A 17,620-nucleotide genomic window follows, 5' to 3' on the forward strand; every position below is an offset into this window, starting at 1 on the left:
TGTTTCAGGATCTGCTTTGATGAAAACAGTTCCGGAAAACCTCAGTCATAAAGATGACAGGCGATCTTATGACCGCCTCCCATATCCTTCATTTCCGGCATCACACGGGAACATTCCGGTTTTGCATAAGGACATCTGGTATGGAAACGGCAGCCCAGAGGCGGGTTGATCGGACTTGGGATATCGCCTTCGATACTGCTTTTTACTTTCTTTCGTGCCAGCTTCGGATTGGCCACCGGAATGCTTCCAAGCAGGCCTTTGGTATAGGGATGCAGCGGATGACGATAGATCTCGTCTGCCTCCGCAAGTTCCACCAGCTGACCCAGATACATAACACCGACTTCATCGGATACATAACGCACCATGGAAAGATCGTGGGCGATAAAAAGATAAGAAATCCCTTTTTCTTCCTGGTAATCCTTCAGAAGATTGATCACCTGTGCCTGTATGGACACATCCAAGGCGGAAATCGGCTCATCGCAGATGACCAGCTCCGGCTGGAGCACCAGGGCACGGGCAATGCCGACTCTCTGCCGCTGTCCGCCGGAAAATTCATGTGCATAACGGCTGGCATGCTCTTTTGTCAGTCCGACTCTTTCCAGCATCGGATAAACGATCTCATCCGCTTCGTTCTTTTTCTTTATGATCCCGTGGGCAAGCAGCGGTTCTGCGATGATATCCCGCACTGTCATACGTGCATTTAAGGAAGCATAGGGATCCTGAAAGATCATCTGCATATTTTTCCGGAGAGGCTTCAGTTCCTTCTGCTTCAGTTTTGTAATATCTTTTCCTTCCAGAAGGATTCTTCCGTCGGTCACATCATACATCCGGATGACCGTTCTGGCACAGGTGGATTTTCCACAGCCAGACTCTCCTACCAGTCCCAGAGTCTTGCCTTTCGGAATGGCAAAGCTGACTCCGTCCACTGCATGAACGATCTGCTTTCCGGATAATTTAAAATGTTTGGTGAGGTTCTCGACCTCCAGTATATTTTCTCCACTCATCGAATGTTCCTCACTGTTTCAATGGATTCTTTTTGAACGGATTGTGTGCATCTGCCGGCGCATCCGGATATTGCAGGAAACACCGGGTCCGGTGCCGTTCTCCGACCTCCACAAAATCCGGAAGTTCTGCTGCACAGATGGAGCGTGCGTAAGGACAGCGCGGTGCAAAAGGACATCCCTTCGGCGGATTCGTCATATCAGGCGGAGATCCAGGGATCGGCTGCAGACGGACACTCTTATCCTGTTCGATATCCGGCATGGAGGCTAAAAGCCCCATCGTGTAGGGATGACGCGGCATCTCAAAAAGATCGTCGATCATCGCTTCCTCCATGACAAGTCCGCCATACATGACAACCACCCGGTCACAAAGCTCTGCCACAACGCCCAGATCATGCGTGATAAAAATAATGCTTGTTCCGTATTCCTTTTCCAGTTCCTTAAGCTGCCGGAGGATCTGATCCTGTATCGTCACATCCAGGGCTGTTGTCGGTTCGTCTGCGATCAGAAGCTTCGGTTTATTTGCCAGAGCCATGGCAATCATGACACGCTGCCGCATACCGCCGGAAAATTCATGCGGATAACAGTTGTAACGCTTCTCCGGTTCCGGGATCCGCACCTTACGGAATAATTCCAGCACTTCCTGACGGATTTTTTCTTTGCTGATATCCTTGTGATGTTCCCGGATCATCTCTCCGACCTGTTTTCCCACCGGGATCAGCGGATTGATCGAGGACATCGGGTCCTGAAAAATCATGGAAATTTTCTCTCCGCGGATGCTTCGAAGTTTCTTTTTATTTACATGGATCAGATTTTCTCCTTCAAAAAGGATTTCCGAGCCTTCCTTGATCACAGCCGTATCTGCAAGAAGCCGCAGGATCGACATGGAGGTGACACTTTTTCCGCTTCCGGATTCTCCCACCACGCCAAGGATCTCTCCCGGATTGACAGAAAAGCTGATGCCGCGTACGGCCTGCACTTCTCCGTTGCTTGTCATAAATGAAGTTTTTAAATTTTTGATCTCTATTACCGGTTCCATACTCCGCCTCCTACTTTTTCAGCTTCGGATCCAGTGCGTCACGCAGTCCGTCTCCGATAAAATTAAAGCCAAACATGATCAGACAGATTACCAGTGCCGGAATAAAAAGCTGATACGGACAGGTTCTGAGGTTCTGCGTTGCATCATTACACATGGTACCAAGACTTGCAAGCGGCGGCTGCAGACCGATTCCAAGATAACTTAAAAACGCTTCCATAAAGATCGCTGACGGGATCAGCATCGTCACGGTAACAAGGATCGAACCCATGGAGTTTGGGATCAGATGCTCCAGAAGGATCGTTTTGGTGGAAGAACCAATGGTTCTGGCTGCCATGACAAACTCCTGGTTTTTCAGACTTAACACCTGTCCGCGGACCACACGGGCCATGTCCACCCAGTAGGTCGTGCCGATCGCAATGATAATACTCTGTATGCCGGCTCCCAGAAGTACCATAATCAGGATGACATAAAGCGTCAGCGGGATCGTACTGATGATATCCACAATACGCATCATCACCGTATCAACCATACCACCAAGATAACCGGAAATGCCTCCGAACACGATACCGATGACCATGTTCACCACCACTGCAATAAGTGCCACCAGAAGGGAAACCCTGGTGCCATACATCAACCGGGTCAGGATATCCCGGCCGAGGCTGTCTGTTCCCAGAATATAGGAGTGGTTCCAGACCTTTGCCGTATCATAAATAACACGGGTGGCCGGATCTGCGATCAGGTACGGTTTGATCCCATAGTATAGTGCTACTTCTTCTCCGTTACAGTCAAAAATGATCATGGAAGAGGCACTCTCATCACGCAGCTTTGTGAGCTGTCTTCCCAGCGTTCCATCCTTATTTACCCATACGACCTTCAGAGACTGGGTAATATAAAGATAACCGGAATGATCCTTTGTCTCATAGACCGTCATGCGGGGCGGAATATTGACCAGATCCAGATCCTGCTTTGAATAGCTGTAATGTGTAAAAAACGGTCCGATGAAGGCAAAGACCAGCAGCACCAGGATCAGGACCAGTCCTGCGATCGCTGTCGGTTTATGACGGAAGCGAAACCATACATCACCTGCGAATGTACGGTTTTTTGTCCATATTTTCTCACGGTCCTCATTGGAGGACTCAAGCAGTTCCCATTTATTTTCCATGGTTTCTCAGTCCCTTCTTATGGTTTATTCGTATTTGATGCGCGGATCGATGAGGCAGTAGAAGATATCCACAAGGAATACCATAGCCAGAAGAAAGGCCGCATAGAATACGGTCACTCCCATGATCGTTGTATAATCACGCTGGGAAACACTGTTGACAAAATGAACACCAAGTCCTGGAATCGCGAAGATCTGTTCCACGACAAAGCTTCCTGTCAGAAGATTTGCAATGGTCGGTCCAAGCACTGTGATAACCGGAATCAGAGCATTTCGAAGTGCATGTTTGAAGATCACCTTTGTTTCTGACAGGCCTTTCGCCCGTGCAGTCCTGATATAATCCTGGCCCATCACTTCCAGAAGGCTGGAACGCATCTGTCTGGCCAGATAACTCACGGAATAACCTCCCAGAGTGATCACTGGAAGAAGATACCCCTTCCAGCTGTCCAGTCCAAAGGTCGGCAGCCAGTTCAGCCGGAAAGAAAATACATAGATCAGAAGAGAGGCGATCACAAAGGACGGAATCGTCACTCCGATCGTCGCGATCCCCATGACCAGCATATCCTGCCACTTTCCATTTTTCACAGCAGCAAGGATCCCCAGAGGGAGTGCCGCCAGGATCACAAAGATCACAGTGATGCCTCCAAGCTTTGCCGATACCGGAAAACCGTTGGAAATGAAATCTGTGACCTCCTTCCCTGTATATTTATAGGATGGTCCCAGATCCCCGTGCAGGATCCCGTTCAGATAATCAAGAAACTGTTTCGGCAGTGGATCATTCAGATGATATTTTTCATTCAATGCCGCTTCTACCTCCGGTGTGACTTTCCGGTCGCTTGTAAAAGGACCACCCGGTATGGAATGCTCGATCACAAACGTCAGCAGGATGATCATAAACAGGGCAACCAGCATCATGCCAAGACGTTTCAAAAAATAACGAACCATATCTTCTCACTCCATTTATTTATATTTTGTAACAGTTCAGAACATCAGCAAAATGAAAAATCAGACAGAAGCTGCGAACGCAGCGATAGCGCATGCAATGCGCGTGTCTGTGGCCTGTTGGGCTGAACGTCCTGAACAGTTACACTTTCTAAGATTTTAGCATTTTACCACTTTATCACTGCACTGTCAATTCACAATTTGATTGTTCTGATTTGTATACAATCGAAATCCGCTGATTTCCTGCACAAAAAAAGGATAGAGGCAAAACTTTTGCCTCCATCCTTTCACTGCCTGTTTTCTTTTTCTTATCGTTTCACTACCGTTTCTTTTCCTGCTTCCAGAACCTGCTCCTGTCCATTCATAAGCAGGAGTGCCTTTGTTTTTTCCGGTATCCGGACAGTGATCTCTGTTTTGTTGTATTTCACGGAGATCCTGCCGTTTTTCGTCATGATCGAGCCTTCTGCTTCCTCAATACTGTCCATACATTCCGGCGCGATCACAAGATCTTCATAGCAGATCGAATGTTCCTTCTGCCGGATCCCCAGAACGTATGCAAAGAGATACTGGCTGACTGCCCCGAACATCGGATGGCACTGGGACCTGTGACCGGTCCAGTACTCCGGAATGGTGGTACCTCCCATCTTCATTCTGGAATAGAATGTATCGTCTTCCTTCGATGTGAGAAGGGAAACGGCAAGCTCACTTTCTCCTCTTTCAAACAGGATCCTGGTAAGTACATCGGTTGCAAAGATACCCGTATCATACTTTTTGATCTCTCTGTAATGTCTGATGACATTCGCAAAGGTTCTCTCGTCGCCGATCCCCAGATCCACGGCAAATACATTGCTGCCCTGCTGGTTTCCGGCAAAATCACCGGTTTCCGGATCAAAGTAGGTGTCCTGTATCGCCTGTTTCTTACGCCGGATCTTCTCCCGGATCGCTTCATCTGCCTGGTGTTCCCCAATGATCTCTCCGATCTCCAGCACTTTTTCCATGGACCGGATATAAAAATAAGTGTTTACAAGCGGTGCCGGTATATAGATCGCATCCATATTATTCACAAAGCCCATCGTCGGAACACACCAGTCTCCCAGGCACCACTCTCCTGCCCGGTCAGAAACCACCAGGTCTTTTTCACTGTGGTTCTCCAGATAGTCCAGATAGTGAAGCATCTGCGGATACAGTTCCTTCAGGATCGTTTCGTCTCCATAATTGCGATAAAAGACATACGGAACCATGACAATGGCACAGCCCCAGCCGCCGGGGCCTCCGCCGGACGGAATGTATGGTGCCGTATACTGGACATGGCCGGTGATGGAATCCTGGCAGTCTGCGATATCCTGGATCCACTTCCTGTAAAACTTCTCGCCGTCCAGTTGGATCATGGCTGCATTACAGGTGAGCTGCCCGTCTCCCGTATAGCCTCTTCGCTCTACATGCGGACAGTCGGAAGGGATTCCGCAATGCATGTTGTCCAGCTGTGTCCGAAGATATGCCTCCCTGAGCCAGTTCAATGTCTCATCACTGCAGGAAAACGTGGAATCCACCTTCACGTCGCTGTGGATCACCACACAATCAACCACCCTTGCATTTCCTTTTACCTCAAAATACTGAAAACCAAACCAGGTAAAACGACAGTGCATCCTGCGTTCTGTTCCATCCGTATAGAAAACGGTCTTCTGTTTATAGGTATTCTCTTTGGCAAGACGGCCTTTTTTATTGAGAAGTTCCCCATGTACCACGGTGATCTCTTCCCCTGCCGGAGCATCCGATACCAGTACGGGATAACCCGTAAAGATCTCTCCCGCATCATAGATCCGTACATCACCTTTTTCCGCCAGAAGTTTTGGTGTAATGTGGCGGATCACCCGGTCAGCCGGACAATCCTGTATGTACAGACGGGTCTCCGGCTCTTTTTCCGGAGAAACCGGCTGCCATCCGGAATCATCAAAGGCATTCTCCATCCAGCTCTCATCATAATCTCTGTAATCATGCACTTCACCTTTCAGAAGGTTTGCTTTTTTCACATAGCTTTCCTTCCAGCGGTGGCTGCCATCGGAGCCAGTCCTGTGTTCTTCTCCTTTTTCATCCTGGTAATCGATCACATAACAGAGTTTGATATGACCGTATTCATAGCACTCATTTGGCATCTCATACCAGCCAGGTCCCATCAGAAAGGCAATGGTATTGTCCCCTTCCTTCAGGTAAGAAGTGATGTCATATACCGGACAGTAAAGGCGATGCCTCATTTTTTCTCCATAAGGAACTCCCCGGTAAAGCTTCTCCGGTCTCTCATGAAAGTCTGTACTCAGCGGAAGGAACAGATCCTCGCTCACTCTCTTTCCATTGATAAACGCTTCAAAGATCCCAAGTCCTGCAATGGTGATCTTCGCAGATTTTACCTTTGGAAAAACCATGGTTTTCCGGATCATCGGAGTCATGCAGGCTCCGCCTGTGGAGATCCACTCCGCACCTGATAAATCTGCTTTCTTATAAGTACTCATCTTTTTCCTCCCTCATCCTTTCACAGCTCCGCTGGTCATACCTTCCATGATCTGCGTGGAAAATGCAAAGTACAGAATCACGATCGGTATCAAGGTGATCACAACAGCGGCCATCGTTTCACTCATATATCTCGTAAACTGACCCACATAACGATAAATCCCAAGTGTCAGAGTCGTTGTATTCTTCTTCCCCAAAAGGATCATCGGCATATAGAAATCGTTCCAGCAGCCGATGGCTTTGATCAGAGCCATCGTTACGATCACCGGTTTCGCTATGGGGAAAATGATCCGGAAAAACAGCTTCACATCATGACAGCCGTCCATTCGTGCCGATTCCTCCAGTTCTCTTGGCAGTGTCTTGAAGAATTTCTGGAAAACGATACAGGACATGGAAATTCCGGCAATGTACAGAAACAGAACTCCGGCAAGCTTATTCAACAGCCCCATTTTTTTCAGCATCAGAAAGACCGGAAGGATCGTCACCTGGACCGGAACCATCATTCCGAGAAGCAGATAGCTGGATAAAAGGTTTTTCCCCTTGAATTCATATCTCGCAATCCCGTATGCCATCATGGCGGAAAGCAGGATGCAGCCGGCGGTGCCGCCCACCGTAAGGATCAGGCTGTTTCCGAAATACCGGATAAAATCATTTTCAAACAAAACTTTTCTATATGCGTCAAACGTAACGCTGGATGGTATGGCGATGAAGCTTTTTAAAAGATCACTTCTGTTTTTTACCGAATCCAGCAACGTTACCACCGTAACAAAAATGGCAATACCGGTATACAGGATCAAAAGAATGGAGATCGTCCATCGGAAGGCTTTCCCCCGGCGGGAGAGAACTTCTTTTCCGCCTCTTTTATCACTTTCCCGCAGTTTTTTTACCCTCATAAAGCGTCCCTCCTAATTCTCATATTCAAACTTGCTCAGCACCTTGTTCTGAAGGAACGTGACTATCAGCATAAACAAAAACATGATCACACTGATCGCCGAACCAAAGCCCAGATTTGTTTTCGCATCCAGCCCGCTTCCAAAGGTATAGCGGTAAAATACCATGCTTGCAAAATCCAGGCTGCCGCCGACGCCGCCGTTCACGCCTCCTAAGATATAAGGAAGATCAAATACGCCCAGAGCCCAGATCGTACTCATCATGATGATCGAAGCACAGGACGGAAGAGAAAGCGGCAGAAGGATCCTGGTAAAACGCTGCCACTCCGTACAGCCGTCCACCTTGCAGGCCTCCATGATCTCCTGCGGGATATCCATGAAATTTGCATAAAAGATCATAATACCGGAACCGGCACCCTGCCACATGATCACCAGGACAAGCAGTTTAAAAGCGATGGAAGGATTTCCAAACCAGGCATTCTGTCTCATTCCCAGGCTCTTCAGGATCGTATTCATAAGACCGATATTCGGATTAAACAGGAGCGTTGCAAAAAAGCCGATGACGGTACTGCTGATGACATAAGGCAGAAACACCATAAACTTCAGATATTTATAAGCCGGAATTTTGATAAAAAAGAAATACGCCAGAAAATACTGGAAGGGTGTGATGATGAACCACACGCACAGCAGATATTTCAGGTTGTTTTTCAGCGCATTGAAAAATGCGGGCGTAAAACGGTCATCGTGAAAAATCCGGACAAAATTTTCAAACCCTACAAAATCTGCCTTTCCCATACCGGTATAATTGGTAAAGGCCAGATATACCACATAAATAATCGGAATGACCGCAAATATGGTATAGATCACAAAACCCGGTGTGATAAAAAATAAATAATTTTTGTTCTTTTTCATTTTCCGGTCCTCCTACAAAAGTAACGCGATTGAAAAATGCAGGCATCATTTCTGATACCTGCATTCTGTCAACGTTCTCTGAACTTATTCCATGATCGCTGCAACATCTGTCATCATATCATCTACTGTGATCTCGCCGCTCATAACTTTAAGAATATCCTCTGACCAGACAGTATCAGCTGTATCTGTTTTTGCATAAGTTGTAAGTACATTCTGCCAGCTTCTGAAAATGTTTCCGCCGCCGCTTACAGATATTTCCTGTGCAACCGGATGTGCGGATTCAATTTCCGGAGATGCAGATACGCCGCCGATGGTCTGAACCCATGCAGTCTGTCCTTCTTTGCTTGCGCAGTAGCCGGCAAATGCCTCTGCTGCTTCTTTGTTCTGTGTATTGGCGTTGATGGAGAATCCATTTGCTGCGGTTCCTACCAGACCAGCGGTTCCGTCTTCTGCCGGGATTGCAAATGCACCATAGTTCAGATCCGGATTGTTCTGGTCAATAGTGGAAATGTTCCAGGTACCGCCAACCATCATAGCTGCATTACCGGTCGTAAAGCCAAGAATCATATCGTCACTGTTGATCACGCCGAGCCAGTTGTCGCCAAAGTATCCGGCATTTGCCCAGTCTACCAGTTTCTGGAGAGAACCGCTTGCGCCAGGTCCATCTGCCTTGCTGGTATAATCATCGAGACCTCTGGTATATTCCGGATCATAAGCAGACATCACCGGCTCCCAGATAAAGAGGAGACTCCATTCACCATAAGCCTGGGAAAGAGGAGTGATCCCTGCTTCTTTGATCTTTGCCAGCAGTTCTTCAAATTCGCTGAAGGTCTTGGGTACTTCCCAGCCGTTCTCTTCAAAGATGTCTTTGTTGTAGAAGCAGGCACGGGAATCCATGGTCAGCCAGGGAACCGAATACTGTTTTTCATCGATGGTGGCAAGCTTGAGCGCATCCTCCGTCATGATACTGAAATCTACCGCACCTGTCAGATCTTCTACCATGCCGTTTTTCACATAACCCGGCATGATATCTGTAGCGGTACCGTTTGTCCAGAAAAGATCCGGACCTTCGCCGGACTGAAGAGCAGTTGCAAGAACCTGCTGATAGTCGGAGGCTTTGATCTCGTAATCCACTTCCACATTCGGATATTTTGCTTTGAATCCTTCGATCACTGCCTTTAAGGGCTCCTCAAAGCTGTAGTCATGCTCCCATACGGTAATGGAACCGGAAACATCCTCATTTACCTCATCTGCAGATACCGGCAATGCACTCAAAACCATTGCTGCCGCACAGGACAATGCCATCCATTTTCTCATTTTCATACGCGTTTCCTCCTTATCATTTTCTTTCTTTTCAGCAGCTTCACGTCCGCTCCTGAATAATTACCTGATAATTCCATTCTACTCGTTTTCTTTATTCAAAACAAGGCAATAACTTCTCTTGTTTTTTCACAATCATACGATTATTGCGCAGAAAATTCAAAAAATTATACTTTGATTCAAAATCTTATTTTTCTACTCCCGCAGGCCATACTGTTTCCGGAACTGCCCGATCGTCTTTCCCGTACTTTTCTTAAATACCCGCAAAAGATAATTGGAATTTGAAAAACCGGCCAGCGCTGCGATCTCATCCAGCGAGTACTGCGACTGTTTCAAAAGGGAAGCCGCACAGGCCACCCGCTTCTCATTGATGTACTGCATAACCGTCATCCCCGTCTGCTCTTTGAATTTCTTACAAAACGAAGGGACACTCATACAGCTCAGCTGTGCCAGTTCCGGCAGTGTAAGTTTTCCATCCAGATGCCTGTCAATATAGTTCAAAACCTCGATCAGCGGATTCTGCACTCCCGCCCGGAAGGCTGCCGCCTGAAACTCTTTCATATATTCCACGGCACGGTCTTTCAGTTCCACGCTGCTGGCAGCGGATGAGATAAAAGCAATGAGCTCCGTATCCTGTCTCCACTTTCCACGAAAATGTTCCTCAAAATGATAACCGGATAAAATATAATGCATCATCTGGCGCATGTTCTGGAGAAAGATATTCTTTACAACCGTCACGGAAAGCTGCTGCTCTCCGCTCAGTTCCAGCCATTGTTCCAGTTCTCTGGAAAACCGTTCCAGCCACTGTTCTTCCAGAAAGTCCTTTGTTTCAAAAATGCCAAGAGCATTGGAAACGGACGGTCTTTTATAAAAAAAGACATTTTGCTCCGGATGAAAGAAATACTGTTCTGCTGCAAGAACCGCATGCTGATATTCTTTTCTCGTCTCCGGAAGCTCTTCAAATTCCTGACTGATCCCGATCACCACTGCACCGGTCAGATACTGGCTGATATTGTTCTGAAGCAGACGGAGCCAGTGTTCCAGCAGCTTCCGGCGTTCTTCTTCGGACGACTGCCCGTCCATCTGAAACAGAATGAAAATCTCACGATTATAAGGGGAAAACAACGTTCCCATCTGATAACGGTTTACGATCTCTTCCAGAAGATGTACCAGCATCTCTGAACCTTCCGGCTGTTCCGTACTCCGTCCGTTCAGCTGCAAAACGCCAATGCGGTAAATGCACTGTCTGCGGATCTGCTTCTCTTTTTTTTCTTCTGTTCCTGCCTTCTTTTTTTCTGTCTCTTTCCCGACAGTTTTTTCATAGACATTTTTTACTTCCTGTATCAGAGATTTCTCTGTTACGCTGTGCTTCAGGATATAACTGTCCGTTCCGATGGAGATTGCCCGCTGCGCATAGGAAAAGTCCTCATGGCAGCTGACAATGATGACTCCCAAAGCCAGCTGTCTTTCCCTGATCTCACGGATAAACTCCAGCCCGTCCATCTCTGCCATTTCAATATCCGTCAGAACAACATCCACCATATTCTCTTCCAGAAAATGCAATGCCTCTTCCGCTTCCCCGAATATGCCGGACACCACAATGCCCTCTTTTCCATCCAGAAAAGACTGCAGTCCGATCCTGGAAAGGATCTCATCATCCACTATAATTATCCGTATCATGTTTCTTCCCCCTGACGACCGGAAGCAGGTATGTGACTCTGGTCCCTTCTCCCGGACGGCTCTCGATCCACATGCCATAATTTTCCCCGTATTCCATGTGGATCATTTCCTCTACATTATGAATCCCGATATTGGTATGTTCTTCTTTCTTTCCCGGCTTTCGTCTCCATTCTTCCACGTCAAAGCCCACACCCCGGTCTTCCACCAGGATATGCAGCTCTTCATCTGCCCAGACCTTCACTTTGATTTCCGTGTTTTTTATTTTTCCTCTGCCCAGTCCGTGAACGACCGCATTTTCAATGATCGGCTGCAGGAGGAATTTGCGGATCCTGCAGTTCCTGCAGTTTTCATCTTTTTCGATCACAAGCTCAAAATTCATGAAACGTGCTTTCTGGATCACCGCATAGTTTTCCACCAGCTTTAACTCGTCTTCCACACAGTATCCTGCCTCATCATCCCTCGCCGCATTCATCAGCACATAGCTCAGGGATTCGATCAGCTTCTGAATGTTTTCCTGATGGTTCAGTACCGCCACCCATTTGATCGTATTCAAGGCATTATAGATAAAATGCGGTGTCAGCTGTGCGGAAAGCACCCGAAGCTTCTGACGGTTCTTTTCCTCCGCTTCCATCCGATAATCCTCCATCAGGACATCGATCCGGCTGATCATGTTATTGAAATGTCTGGACAGGCTGCGGAGTTCTCCTTCGCCCACCGCCTGGATCTGCATGGAATCCAGTGTTCCCTGTGCATACTGATCCATCGCCTTCTTCAGAGTCCCAAGCGGTCGGAAAACATATTTGCGCAGCATATAAAGCATGATAAACAGGAACACCACATAAATGATCGCAATAAAAAGAAGCGGTCTCAGAAGTGCCAGTGCCCGCTGCATGATATAGGACATTTCGATCACTGAAATACAGTACCAGCCGGTCGTGGCGATCCTGCGGCCCGCAAGGATCACTTTTCTCCCGTCCTCCAGCGTAGTCAGATGATAATCCGTGATCTTCTTTTCATCCAGGACCGAGATATCCAGATGATCCCTGTCCGCTTCTTTTCTGGAACTGTAAAGGATCCTGCCTTCGGAATCTGTAAGATAACGCACCGCTTCATCTGACTGCAGCTGACCAAACGCATCCTGTACAAGAGAATCACTCATAACCATATATAAAAAACCGACGTGCTGCATTTCTTTATTGTTCAGAGATCTGGCCAGAATGTAGCTGTTTTTCTCAGACCGACCATATACCCTGCTCATGACATACCAGCAGCATCTTCCTCCCGCCGCAAGCACCTCCTCCCGATGTTCCTCCATAAAGGAAACAGCCATCGCATCATTGCCTACACGGTAAACCTTTCCGTTCCGGTCAATGATCGCTCCGGCAACAGCCCCCTCTATGGAATATACGCTGGAGTTCAGTCTCTTTTCGATCAGCTTCTCTTCGCTTTCTGTAAGCGTCTCCCCCGACAGCAGTTCTACAATGTCATTATAGTAAGCAAACAGGGAACTTTCCATGCGGTTTTTCAGTTCCCCGGATATCTGATAGCCCACAGATGCCATGGAGTCCATCGCAGAATTTCCAAGAGCCGTAATATTATAATCCCGGAAGATCCCTACCACAAAGGCCGCCATGACAAAAAAAGGAATAATGACCAGCACCAGAAACAACAGCACGATCCTTGTCGTGATCCCATGCCTGGAAAACCAGTCTTTTGTTAAAAAAGCAGGCTTTTTCATAGGCTACACCCTGTTATTTCCGACTTAAACCAGCCTTATCACCCGGCTCCATGCCATTTTTCCCTGTGCATCCGTAACCTCCGCCCGGATGAAGGTTTCCCAGGGTTCCACATGACACACGGCTTTCGTCAACCCGTTTCCTCTATGTCCGCGCTCCGGTGCCCATACGGCATTTGAAAAGAAGGAAATCCGGCTGACCGGTGAACAGTTGACCGTCACTTCATTCTTTTCTCTCCTGATGTGGATCTCCGGTCCCTGGGTCGCATAAAATTTTTCCTCTCTGATCGCTCTCAGCAGCTCTTCATCGGAGGCATTTTCTCCTGCTTCGAGCATGATCCATGCCTTCGTCTCATCACTGCCGTCATAAAAATGTGCGTCATCATCAGCAAGCAGCGAGTAGAACAGGCCCTGACATGCCGCTGTATCAACAAAATCTCCGGAATACGGGCGAGAAGACTCTCCCGCATCGGAAACAGAATTGTAGATCTCTGTAGCATCGATGCCGGAAAGCTTAGCCGCCTGCTGTGCCGTATTCAATGACCAGGCCGGATGTGCCAGAACGGCAAGCCCTTTACAGCGATGCACTTCATCGATGATTTCCTGCGGACCTGCTGTTCCCGCCAGATCCGGTTCCCTGCTGCAGCCGATGCCAAGGATGTGATACACGCCGGTACCTGCATTGCCGCCGCCAATGTTATACTCTGCCCCCGCTAAAATACGAAGGCCGCCAATTTCCCCACTCTCATGATATTTCCAGTGATCCGTGACCGCGATCACATCATAACCGGCTTTTTTATAGATCTCTGCGACCTCTTCCGGTGTCCGGCTGCCATCCGAACGTGTCGTATGTGTATGAAGATTGATTTTCCATCGATTGATTCCAAACAGATCTTTTTCCATTTTCCTGCTCTCCTTTGAAGATGGTCTTTTTCTTGTATTTTACACCATCCGGACAGCATTCTGCAATCCATACATCTGATCTTTCCGCGATATGATCTATTTTCCTTCTGCCCGTTTTTTCCTCAGCAGAAGAACAGACAGCACCAATATGACCGGAAATATACTGCCGGCCAGCATACCTGCTTTCAGATCATCATTCGCCCGTTGTGTGACAAAACCGACAATACCCGGACCTACGGAACCGCCAAGGTCTCCTGCCATGGCAAGGAGCGCAAACATCGCCGTTCCGCCAAGCGGAATCTTGCCGGAAGCAATGCTGATCGTCCCCGGCCACATGATCCCGACAGAAAAACCGCAGACGACACAGCCCAGAAGATTCAGAGCCGGAAGCGGAGCAAGCGCCGAGAGCAGATAACACACCAGACAAAGAGCACCGGAAGCGATCATAAATTTCATCAGATCCATTTTTTCGCCGTATTTTCCATAGAAAGAACGGCTGATGCCCATCATAATGGCAAACAGACAGGGACCTGCGACATCACCGATGCTTTTGGAGATGCCAAGGGCAGATTCAACATAGGCGGATGCCCACTGCGCCATCGAAATCTCACTTGCCCCCGCACAGACCATAAGCACAAGAGTGATCCAGAAGATCGGAATACGGCATAACTGACGGATTCCCAGCCCCTGTCCTTCTTCTGTCAGCGATTCGATCGGACAGGAAAGAAAATTGAAGGTGTTATACAGCGGGATCAAGGCCCAGATACAAGCCAGAATATGCCAGTTTTCGATCCCGAAAACGGCAAAAAAGATGGTGGAAAGCAAAATAACACCGACCGATCCCCAGCAGTAAAAGGAATGCAGAAGGCTCATTACGGCCTCCTTGTTTTCGAAAGGACAGGCTTCGACAATGGGACTGACCAACACTTCGATCAGGCCACTTCCGATCGCATAAATGATCACGCTGATCAGAATACCAACGTATGGATCCGGAAGAAGTTCCGGTAAAATAGCAAGTCCGATCCATCCACAGCCAGACAGGATCTCAGACGCAACAACGCTCCTGCGATAGCCGATCCTGTCCACGTATTTCGCACAGAACAGATCCACAAGGAGCTGCGTGAAAAAGAATGCGGTTGAAATGAATGCGATCTTTCCGAGCGAGATCTGATAGTTCCGGTGAAAGGTCAGAAATAACAGCGGTGCAAAATTCGCTGCGATTGCCTGGGTGATAAATCCGAGATAACAGGCAATCAGTGTTTTTTGATATTTGCTTTTCATAAATACATGGTTTCCTTTCCAGAAAAGATTTTGTTTCGTATACCAGCTGTCACAGAAAATAATGACATGTTCCATGCTTTGAAATTCAGGCATGATATTACGGATCATGGCGGCAGCAAGTTCCCGTTTGGATTCTTTTATCCTTCTTCCACATAGATACACAGAGCATGATGCTTACAAAACCGTGTCCATTCAGATAGTTGGAACCATTATGTGCGGCATGGTCAAATAGTTTAAGCTGGGATGCTATTCAATGCGATCTTTGCAGTGGTATTCATAAATCTTTCGTAATAAAAAAGAGAACTGCTTTTCAGATTCAGGTAAAGACATATCAGCCCGCCATGAGATATATCATGTCCGTTTCCTTGTTGTTCTGGACTGTTTCATCCCAGGAAATGTGCAAAATATAATAATTTACATAAAACTCCTCTCTCTCATCCTTCTTGTTCGAAAGCGTTTCCTGCTCTTTTGATTTCCAGTAAAGGGGTTCTGCAGCCTGTTGCACATTATTGTACTCTCCATACGTATTATTGTGATAGGCATTCGTGGCGTGTTTCCCATCCGCAGCCAGATTCAGATAACCTCCCGGCAGCAATTCACCTTTTTTATATTGTTTGCCAAGATACGTAACATCACCGCCTTCGATCGGCGATGATGCCTTGTAGATGGAATACGTAAAGCCAATATTTGTAGTGTGCGCAAGCTGCAGATCATATTTTTTTCCCTTTTCCGCACTGTATACACAAAACACCACATCTTTTGTTTTCTGATCCCCGGAGACATCGATTGTGCCAAGCTCCAACTGCTCTATATCCTGCATATCTCCGGCTTTGATACTCAGTATCTCTGGTTTCTTTATCTCTGTGATGGTTTCCATACTTCTTTGCATGTATAGCCATGCAAGAACCGGAACTGCCAGAAGGGCAAGTGCCGCCGATACCACTGCCCATATAGCCCGTCTTTTTCGTCTTTCCTGCTTCCAGTCCTTCTTTTGTTTCCTGTGCTCCTGCTGTTCTTCTGCCGACTGGCTCATCTGCCTGTTCCCTCCTTGTAAAATAGACTCCGTCTGCTTTTGCGTAAAGCGGACATTCGCAATACATCCCTGCCGCTCTGCTGACAGGGCCTAGTATGGCTCACTGTGCGTCCAGCTTCAGTTTTATAAAACGGACGTTGCTGCCCAGATACTCATCTGCCTGATTATAATAAACAGCAAGTGTTCCGTACATGACCGGATTGAAATCCGTTCGCATCTGGTTCAGTTTCCCTTCTGTAACCGTTCCTGCAAACTCTTCACTCTCTTTCCAGTAAAAATATCGATTATCATTTAAACTGCACATGGCCTTAAATAATGTTTTCGGAAGTTCCGTAAGATGACTCGATCCATCGTTCCAATCCTCCGGAAATAAAATCGGTCGTTTTCCAATGCTGCTTTGATCCTTTACCAGATAAGAGCCAAGTATTTCCGGCCATACCCAGTAAAGTGTAACCGGATAGGCCGTATCTTTTTTTGCATTTTGAACAGACCAGGTCAGTTTTCCATTTTCATCTCTAGATAATACAGCTTTTTCTGAGTCCAAAGTCATCGACCAAGGACCGGCATCTTGGGAAATCCAGCCCTTATAAGAACGTGCATCGGAATCATAGCCTACAAACAGAAGGACATGGCCCTCCAGTAACTGCTGCGCCCTCTGATTTGCCTTTTGCAAATTTGATGATGTCGCTGCTGTTTCCTCACCCGTATAGCCGGTCAGCGTCAGATCCAGTGTCACGCTCAGTGCTCCCTCCTTATGCGAAATGATATAGAATGTCATTTTCCCACTGGCACCAGGCTCAATTCCAACTTCTGTATTATTGTTCATATTGCTGTCATCGGTAATTGCCCAGGTGATTGAGGTATGGCTGCCATCCGTTGCCAGAAAGTTCTGGTTTTTGATGCTGCTTTTAGTTCCTTGCGGTACGTCCAGCAGCTTATCATACACGCCTGCGGAAGTTTCACTATTTGGTTTGGATGCGGCAGCAAGCTCAAACTCACTGCCTGCAGACTGAACTCTTGTCGTTGATATCGTCACCTTATTATTACTGACAAACCATGCAACGCAGGCAATAATAATCACAATCAGCGCAGCAGACATAATGATACCTGTCCTAAGAAAAACCTTCCACTCATTTTTGACCTTACTTATCTCATCCCTGGCCTGCTGCCGGTATTCCTCCGAGGTCAGTCCTTCTTTCTTTTTTTTTCCCTGCATCCTC

Annotated in this window: 14 protein-coding genes; all 14 read right to left on the minus strand. The window is 47.4% G+C overall.

The genetic code is table 11. The features are described 5' to 3' along the window. Positions 1 to 41: 41 nt before the first annotated feature. The 14 genes from DXA57_RS13140 to DXA57_RS13210 all read right to left on the minus strand — a co-directional run bounded on the left by DXA57_RS13140 (position 42) and on the right by DXA57_RS13210 (position 17,616). On the minus strand, positions 42 to 1,004 hold the full coding sequence (locus DXA57_RS13140; RefSeq protein WP_117767789.1) for an ABC transporter ATP-binding protein: 963 nt from the start codon (positions 1,002 to 1,004) through the stop codon (positions 42 to 44). A gap of 10 nt (positions 1,005 to 1,014) precedes the next feature. Further along, on the minus strand, positions 1,015 to 2,040 hold the full coding sequence (locus DXA57_RS13145; RefSeq protein ID WP_117767790.1) for an ABC transporter ATP-binding protein: 1,026 nt from the start codon (positions 2,038 to 2,040) through the stop codon (positions 1,015 to 1,017). A 10-nt stretch (positions 2,041 to 2,050) separates the two neighbouring features. After that, positions 2,051 to 3,202 (minus strand): ABC transporter permease, encoded by a 1,152-nt coding sequence (locus tag DXA57_RS13150; protein ID WP_117767791.1) that lies wholly within the window; start codon positions 3,200 to 3,202, stop codon positions 2,051 to 2,053. A gap of 24 nt (positions 3,203 to 3,226) precedes the next feature. After that, positions 3,227 to 4,144 carry an ABC transporter permease gene (locus DXA57_RS13155; protein WP_117767792.1) on the minus strand — a complete coding sequence of 306 codons (918 nt, stop codon included), beginning with the start codon at positions 4,142 to 4,144 and terminating at the stop codon, positions 3,227 to 3,229. Between the two features lie 305 nt (positions 4,145 to 4,449). Then, on the minus strand, positions 4,450 to 6,648 hold the full coding sequence (locus DXA57_RS13160; RefSeq protein WP_117767793.1) for a family 78 glycoside hydrolase catalytic domain: 2,199 nt from the start codon (positions 6,646 to 6,648) through the stop codon (positions 4,450 to 4,452). 12 nt (positions 6,649 to 6,660) lie between these two features. Continuing rightward, on the minus strand, positions 6,661 to 7,539 hold the full coding sequence (locus tag DXA57_RS13165) for a carbohydrate ABC transporter permease (RefSeq protein WP_117767794.1): 879 nt from the start codon (positions 7,537 to 7,539) through the stop codon (positions 6,661 to 6,663). 12 nt (positions 7,540 to 7,551) lie between these two features. Beyond that, positions 7,552 to 8,448 carry a carbohydrate ABC transporter permease gene (locus DXA57_RS13170; protein WP_117767795.1) on the minus strand — a complete coding sequence of 299 codons (897 nt, stop codon included), beginning with the start codon at positions 8,446 to 8,448 and terminating at the stop codon, positions 7,552 to 7,554. 84 nt (positions 8,449 to 8,532) lie between these two features. Next, positions 8,533 to 9,771, minus strand: coding sequence for an ABC transporter substrate-binding protein (locus DXA57_RS13175; protein ID WP_117767796.1), 1,239 nt, complete (start codon positions 9,769 to 9,771; stop codon positions 8,533 to 8,535). A 192-nt stretch (positions 9,772 to 9,963) separates the two neighbouring features. Further along, on the minus strand, positions 9,964 to 11,448 hold the full coding sequence (locus DXA57_RS13180; RefSeq protein WP_158571329.1) for a response regulator transcription factor: 1,485 nt from the start codon (positions 11,446 to 11,448) through the stop codon (positions 9,964 to 9,966). Continuing rightward, a complete protein-coding gene (locus DXA57_RS13185; RefSeq protein ID WP_117767798.1) occupies positions 11,423 to 13,186 on the minus strand; it encodes a sensor histidine kinase in 1,764 nt (587 codons plus the stop codon). Before DXA57_RS13185 ends, DXA57_RS13180 begins: the two co-directional genes overlap by 26 nt. A 24-nt stretch (positions 13,187 to 13,210) precedes the next feature. Next, positions 13,211 to 14,086 (minus strand): PHP domain-containing protein, encoded by an 876-nt coding sequence (locus tag DXA57_RS13190; RefSeq protein WP_117767799.1) that lies wholly within the window; start codon positions 14,084 to 14,086, stop codon positions 13,211 to 13,213. Positions 14,087 to 14,182: 96 nt separating this feature from the next. After that, positions 14,183 to 15,367, minus strand: a complete 1,185-nt coding sequence (locus DXA57_RS13195) for an MFS transporter (RefSeq protein ID WP_117767813.1) — start codon at positions 15,365 to 15,367, stop codon at positions 14,183 to 14,185. Between the two features lie 331 nt (positions 15,368 to 15,698). Then, the gene (locus tag DXA57_RS13205; RefSeq protein WP_117767800.1) at positions 15,699 to 16,400 is read right to left on the minus strand and encodes a hypothetical protein; all 702 of its coding nucleotides are present in this window, start codon (positions 16,398 to 16,400) and stop codon (positions 15,699 to 15,701) included. A gap of 100 nt (positions 16,401 to 16,500) precedes the next feature. Further along, positions 16,501 to 17,616, minus strand: coding sequence for a hypothetical protein (locus DXA57_RS13210; RefSeq protein ID WP_147345698.1), 1,116 nt, complete (start codon positions 17,614 to 17,616; stop codon positions 16,501 to 16,503). Positions 17,617 to 17,620: the final 4 nt, after the last annotated feature.

Origin of the sequence: Blautia sp. OF03-15BH, assembly GCF_003463065.1 — a bacterium.
Lineage (GTDB): Bacteria > Bacillota > Clostridia > Lachnospirales > Lachnospiraceae > Limivivens.

Coding starts and splice junctions, on each gene's coding strand:
- DXA57_RS13160 (WP_117767793.1), bottom strand. CDS start 6,648: ATGAGTACTTATAAGAAAGCAGATTTATCAGGTGCGGAGTGGATCTCC.
- DXA57_RS13190 (WP_117767799.1), bottom strand. CDS start 14,086: ATGGAAAAAGATCTGTTTGGAATCAATCGATGGAAAATCAATCTTCAT.
- DXA57_RS13145 (WP_117767790.1), bottom strand. CDS start 2,040: ATGGAACCGGTAATAGAGATCAAAAATTTAAAAACTTCATTTATGACA.
- DXA57_RS13195 (WP_117767813.1), bottom strand. CDS start 15,367: ATGAAAAGCAAATATCAAAAAACACTGATTGCCTGTTATCTCGGATTT.
- DXA57_RS13165 (WP_117767794.1), bottom strand. CDS start 7,539: ATGAGGGTAAAAAAACTGCGGGAAAGTGATAAAAGAGGCGGAAAAGAA.
- DXA57_RS13140 (WP_117767789.1), bottom strand. CDS start 1,004: ATGAGTGGAGAAAATATACTGGAGGTCGAGAACCTCACCAAACATTTT.
- DXA57_RS13170 (WP_117767795.1), bottom strand. CDS start 8,448: ATGAAAAAGAACAAAAATTATTTATTTTTTATCACACCGGGTTTTGTG.
- DXA57_RS13210 (WP_147345698.1), bottom strand. CDS start 17,616: ATGCAGGGAAAAAAAAAGAAAGAAGGACTGACCTCGGAGGAATACCGG.
- DXA57_RS13185 (WP_117767798.1), bottom strand. CDS start 13,186: ATGAAAAAGCCTGCTTTTTTAACAAAAGACTGGTTTTCCAGGCATGGG.
- DXA57_RS13150 (WP_117767791.1), bottom strand. CDS start 3,202: ATGGAAAATAAATGGGAACTGCTTGAGTCCTCCAATGAGGACCGTGAG.
- DXA57_RS13205 (WP_117767800.1), bottom strand. CDS start 16,400: ATGAGCCAGTCGGCAGAAGAACAGCAGGAGCACAGGAAACAAAAGAAG.
- DXA57_RS13155 (WP_117767792.1), bottom strand. CDS start 4,144: ATGGTTCGTTATTTTTTGAAACGTCTTGGCATGATGCTGGTTGCCCTG.
- DXA57_RS13175 (WP_117767796.1), bottom strand. CDS start 9,771: ATGAAAATGAGAAAATGGATGGCATTGTCCTGTGCGGCAGCAATGGTT.
- DXA57_RS13180 (WP_158571329.1), bottom strand. CDS start 11,448: ATGATACGGATAATTATAGTGGATGATGAGATCCTTTCCAGGATCGGA.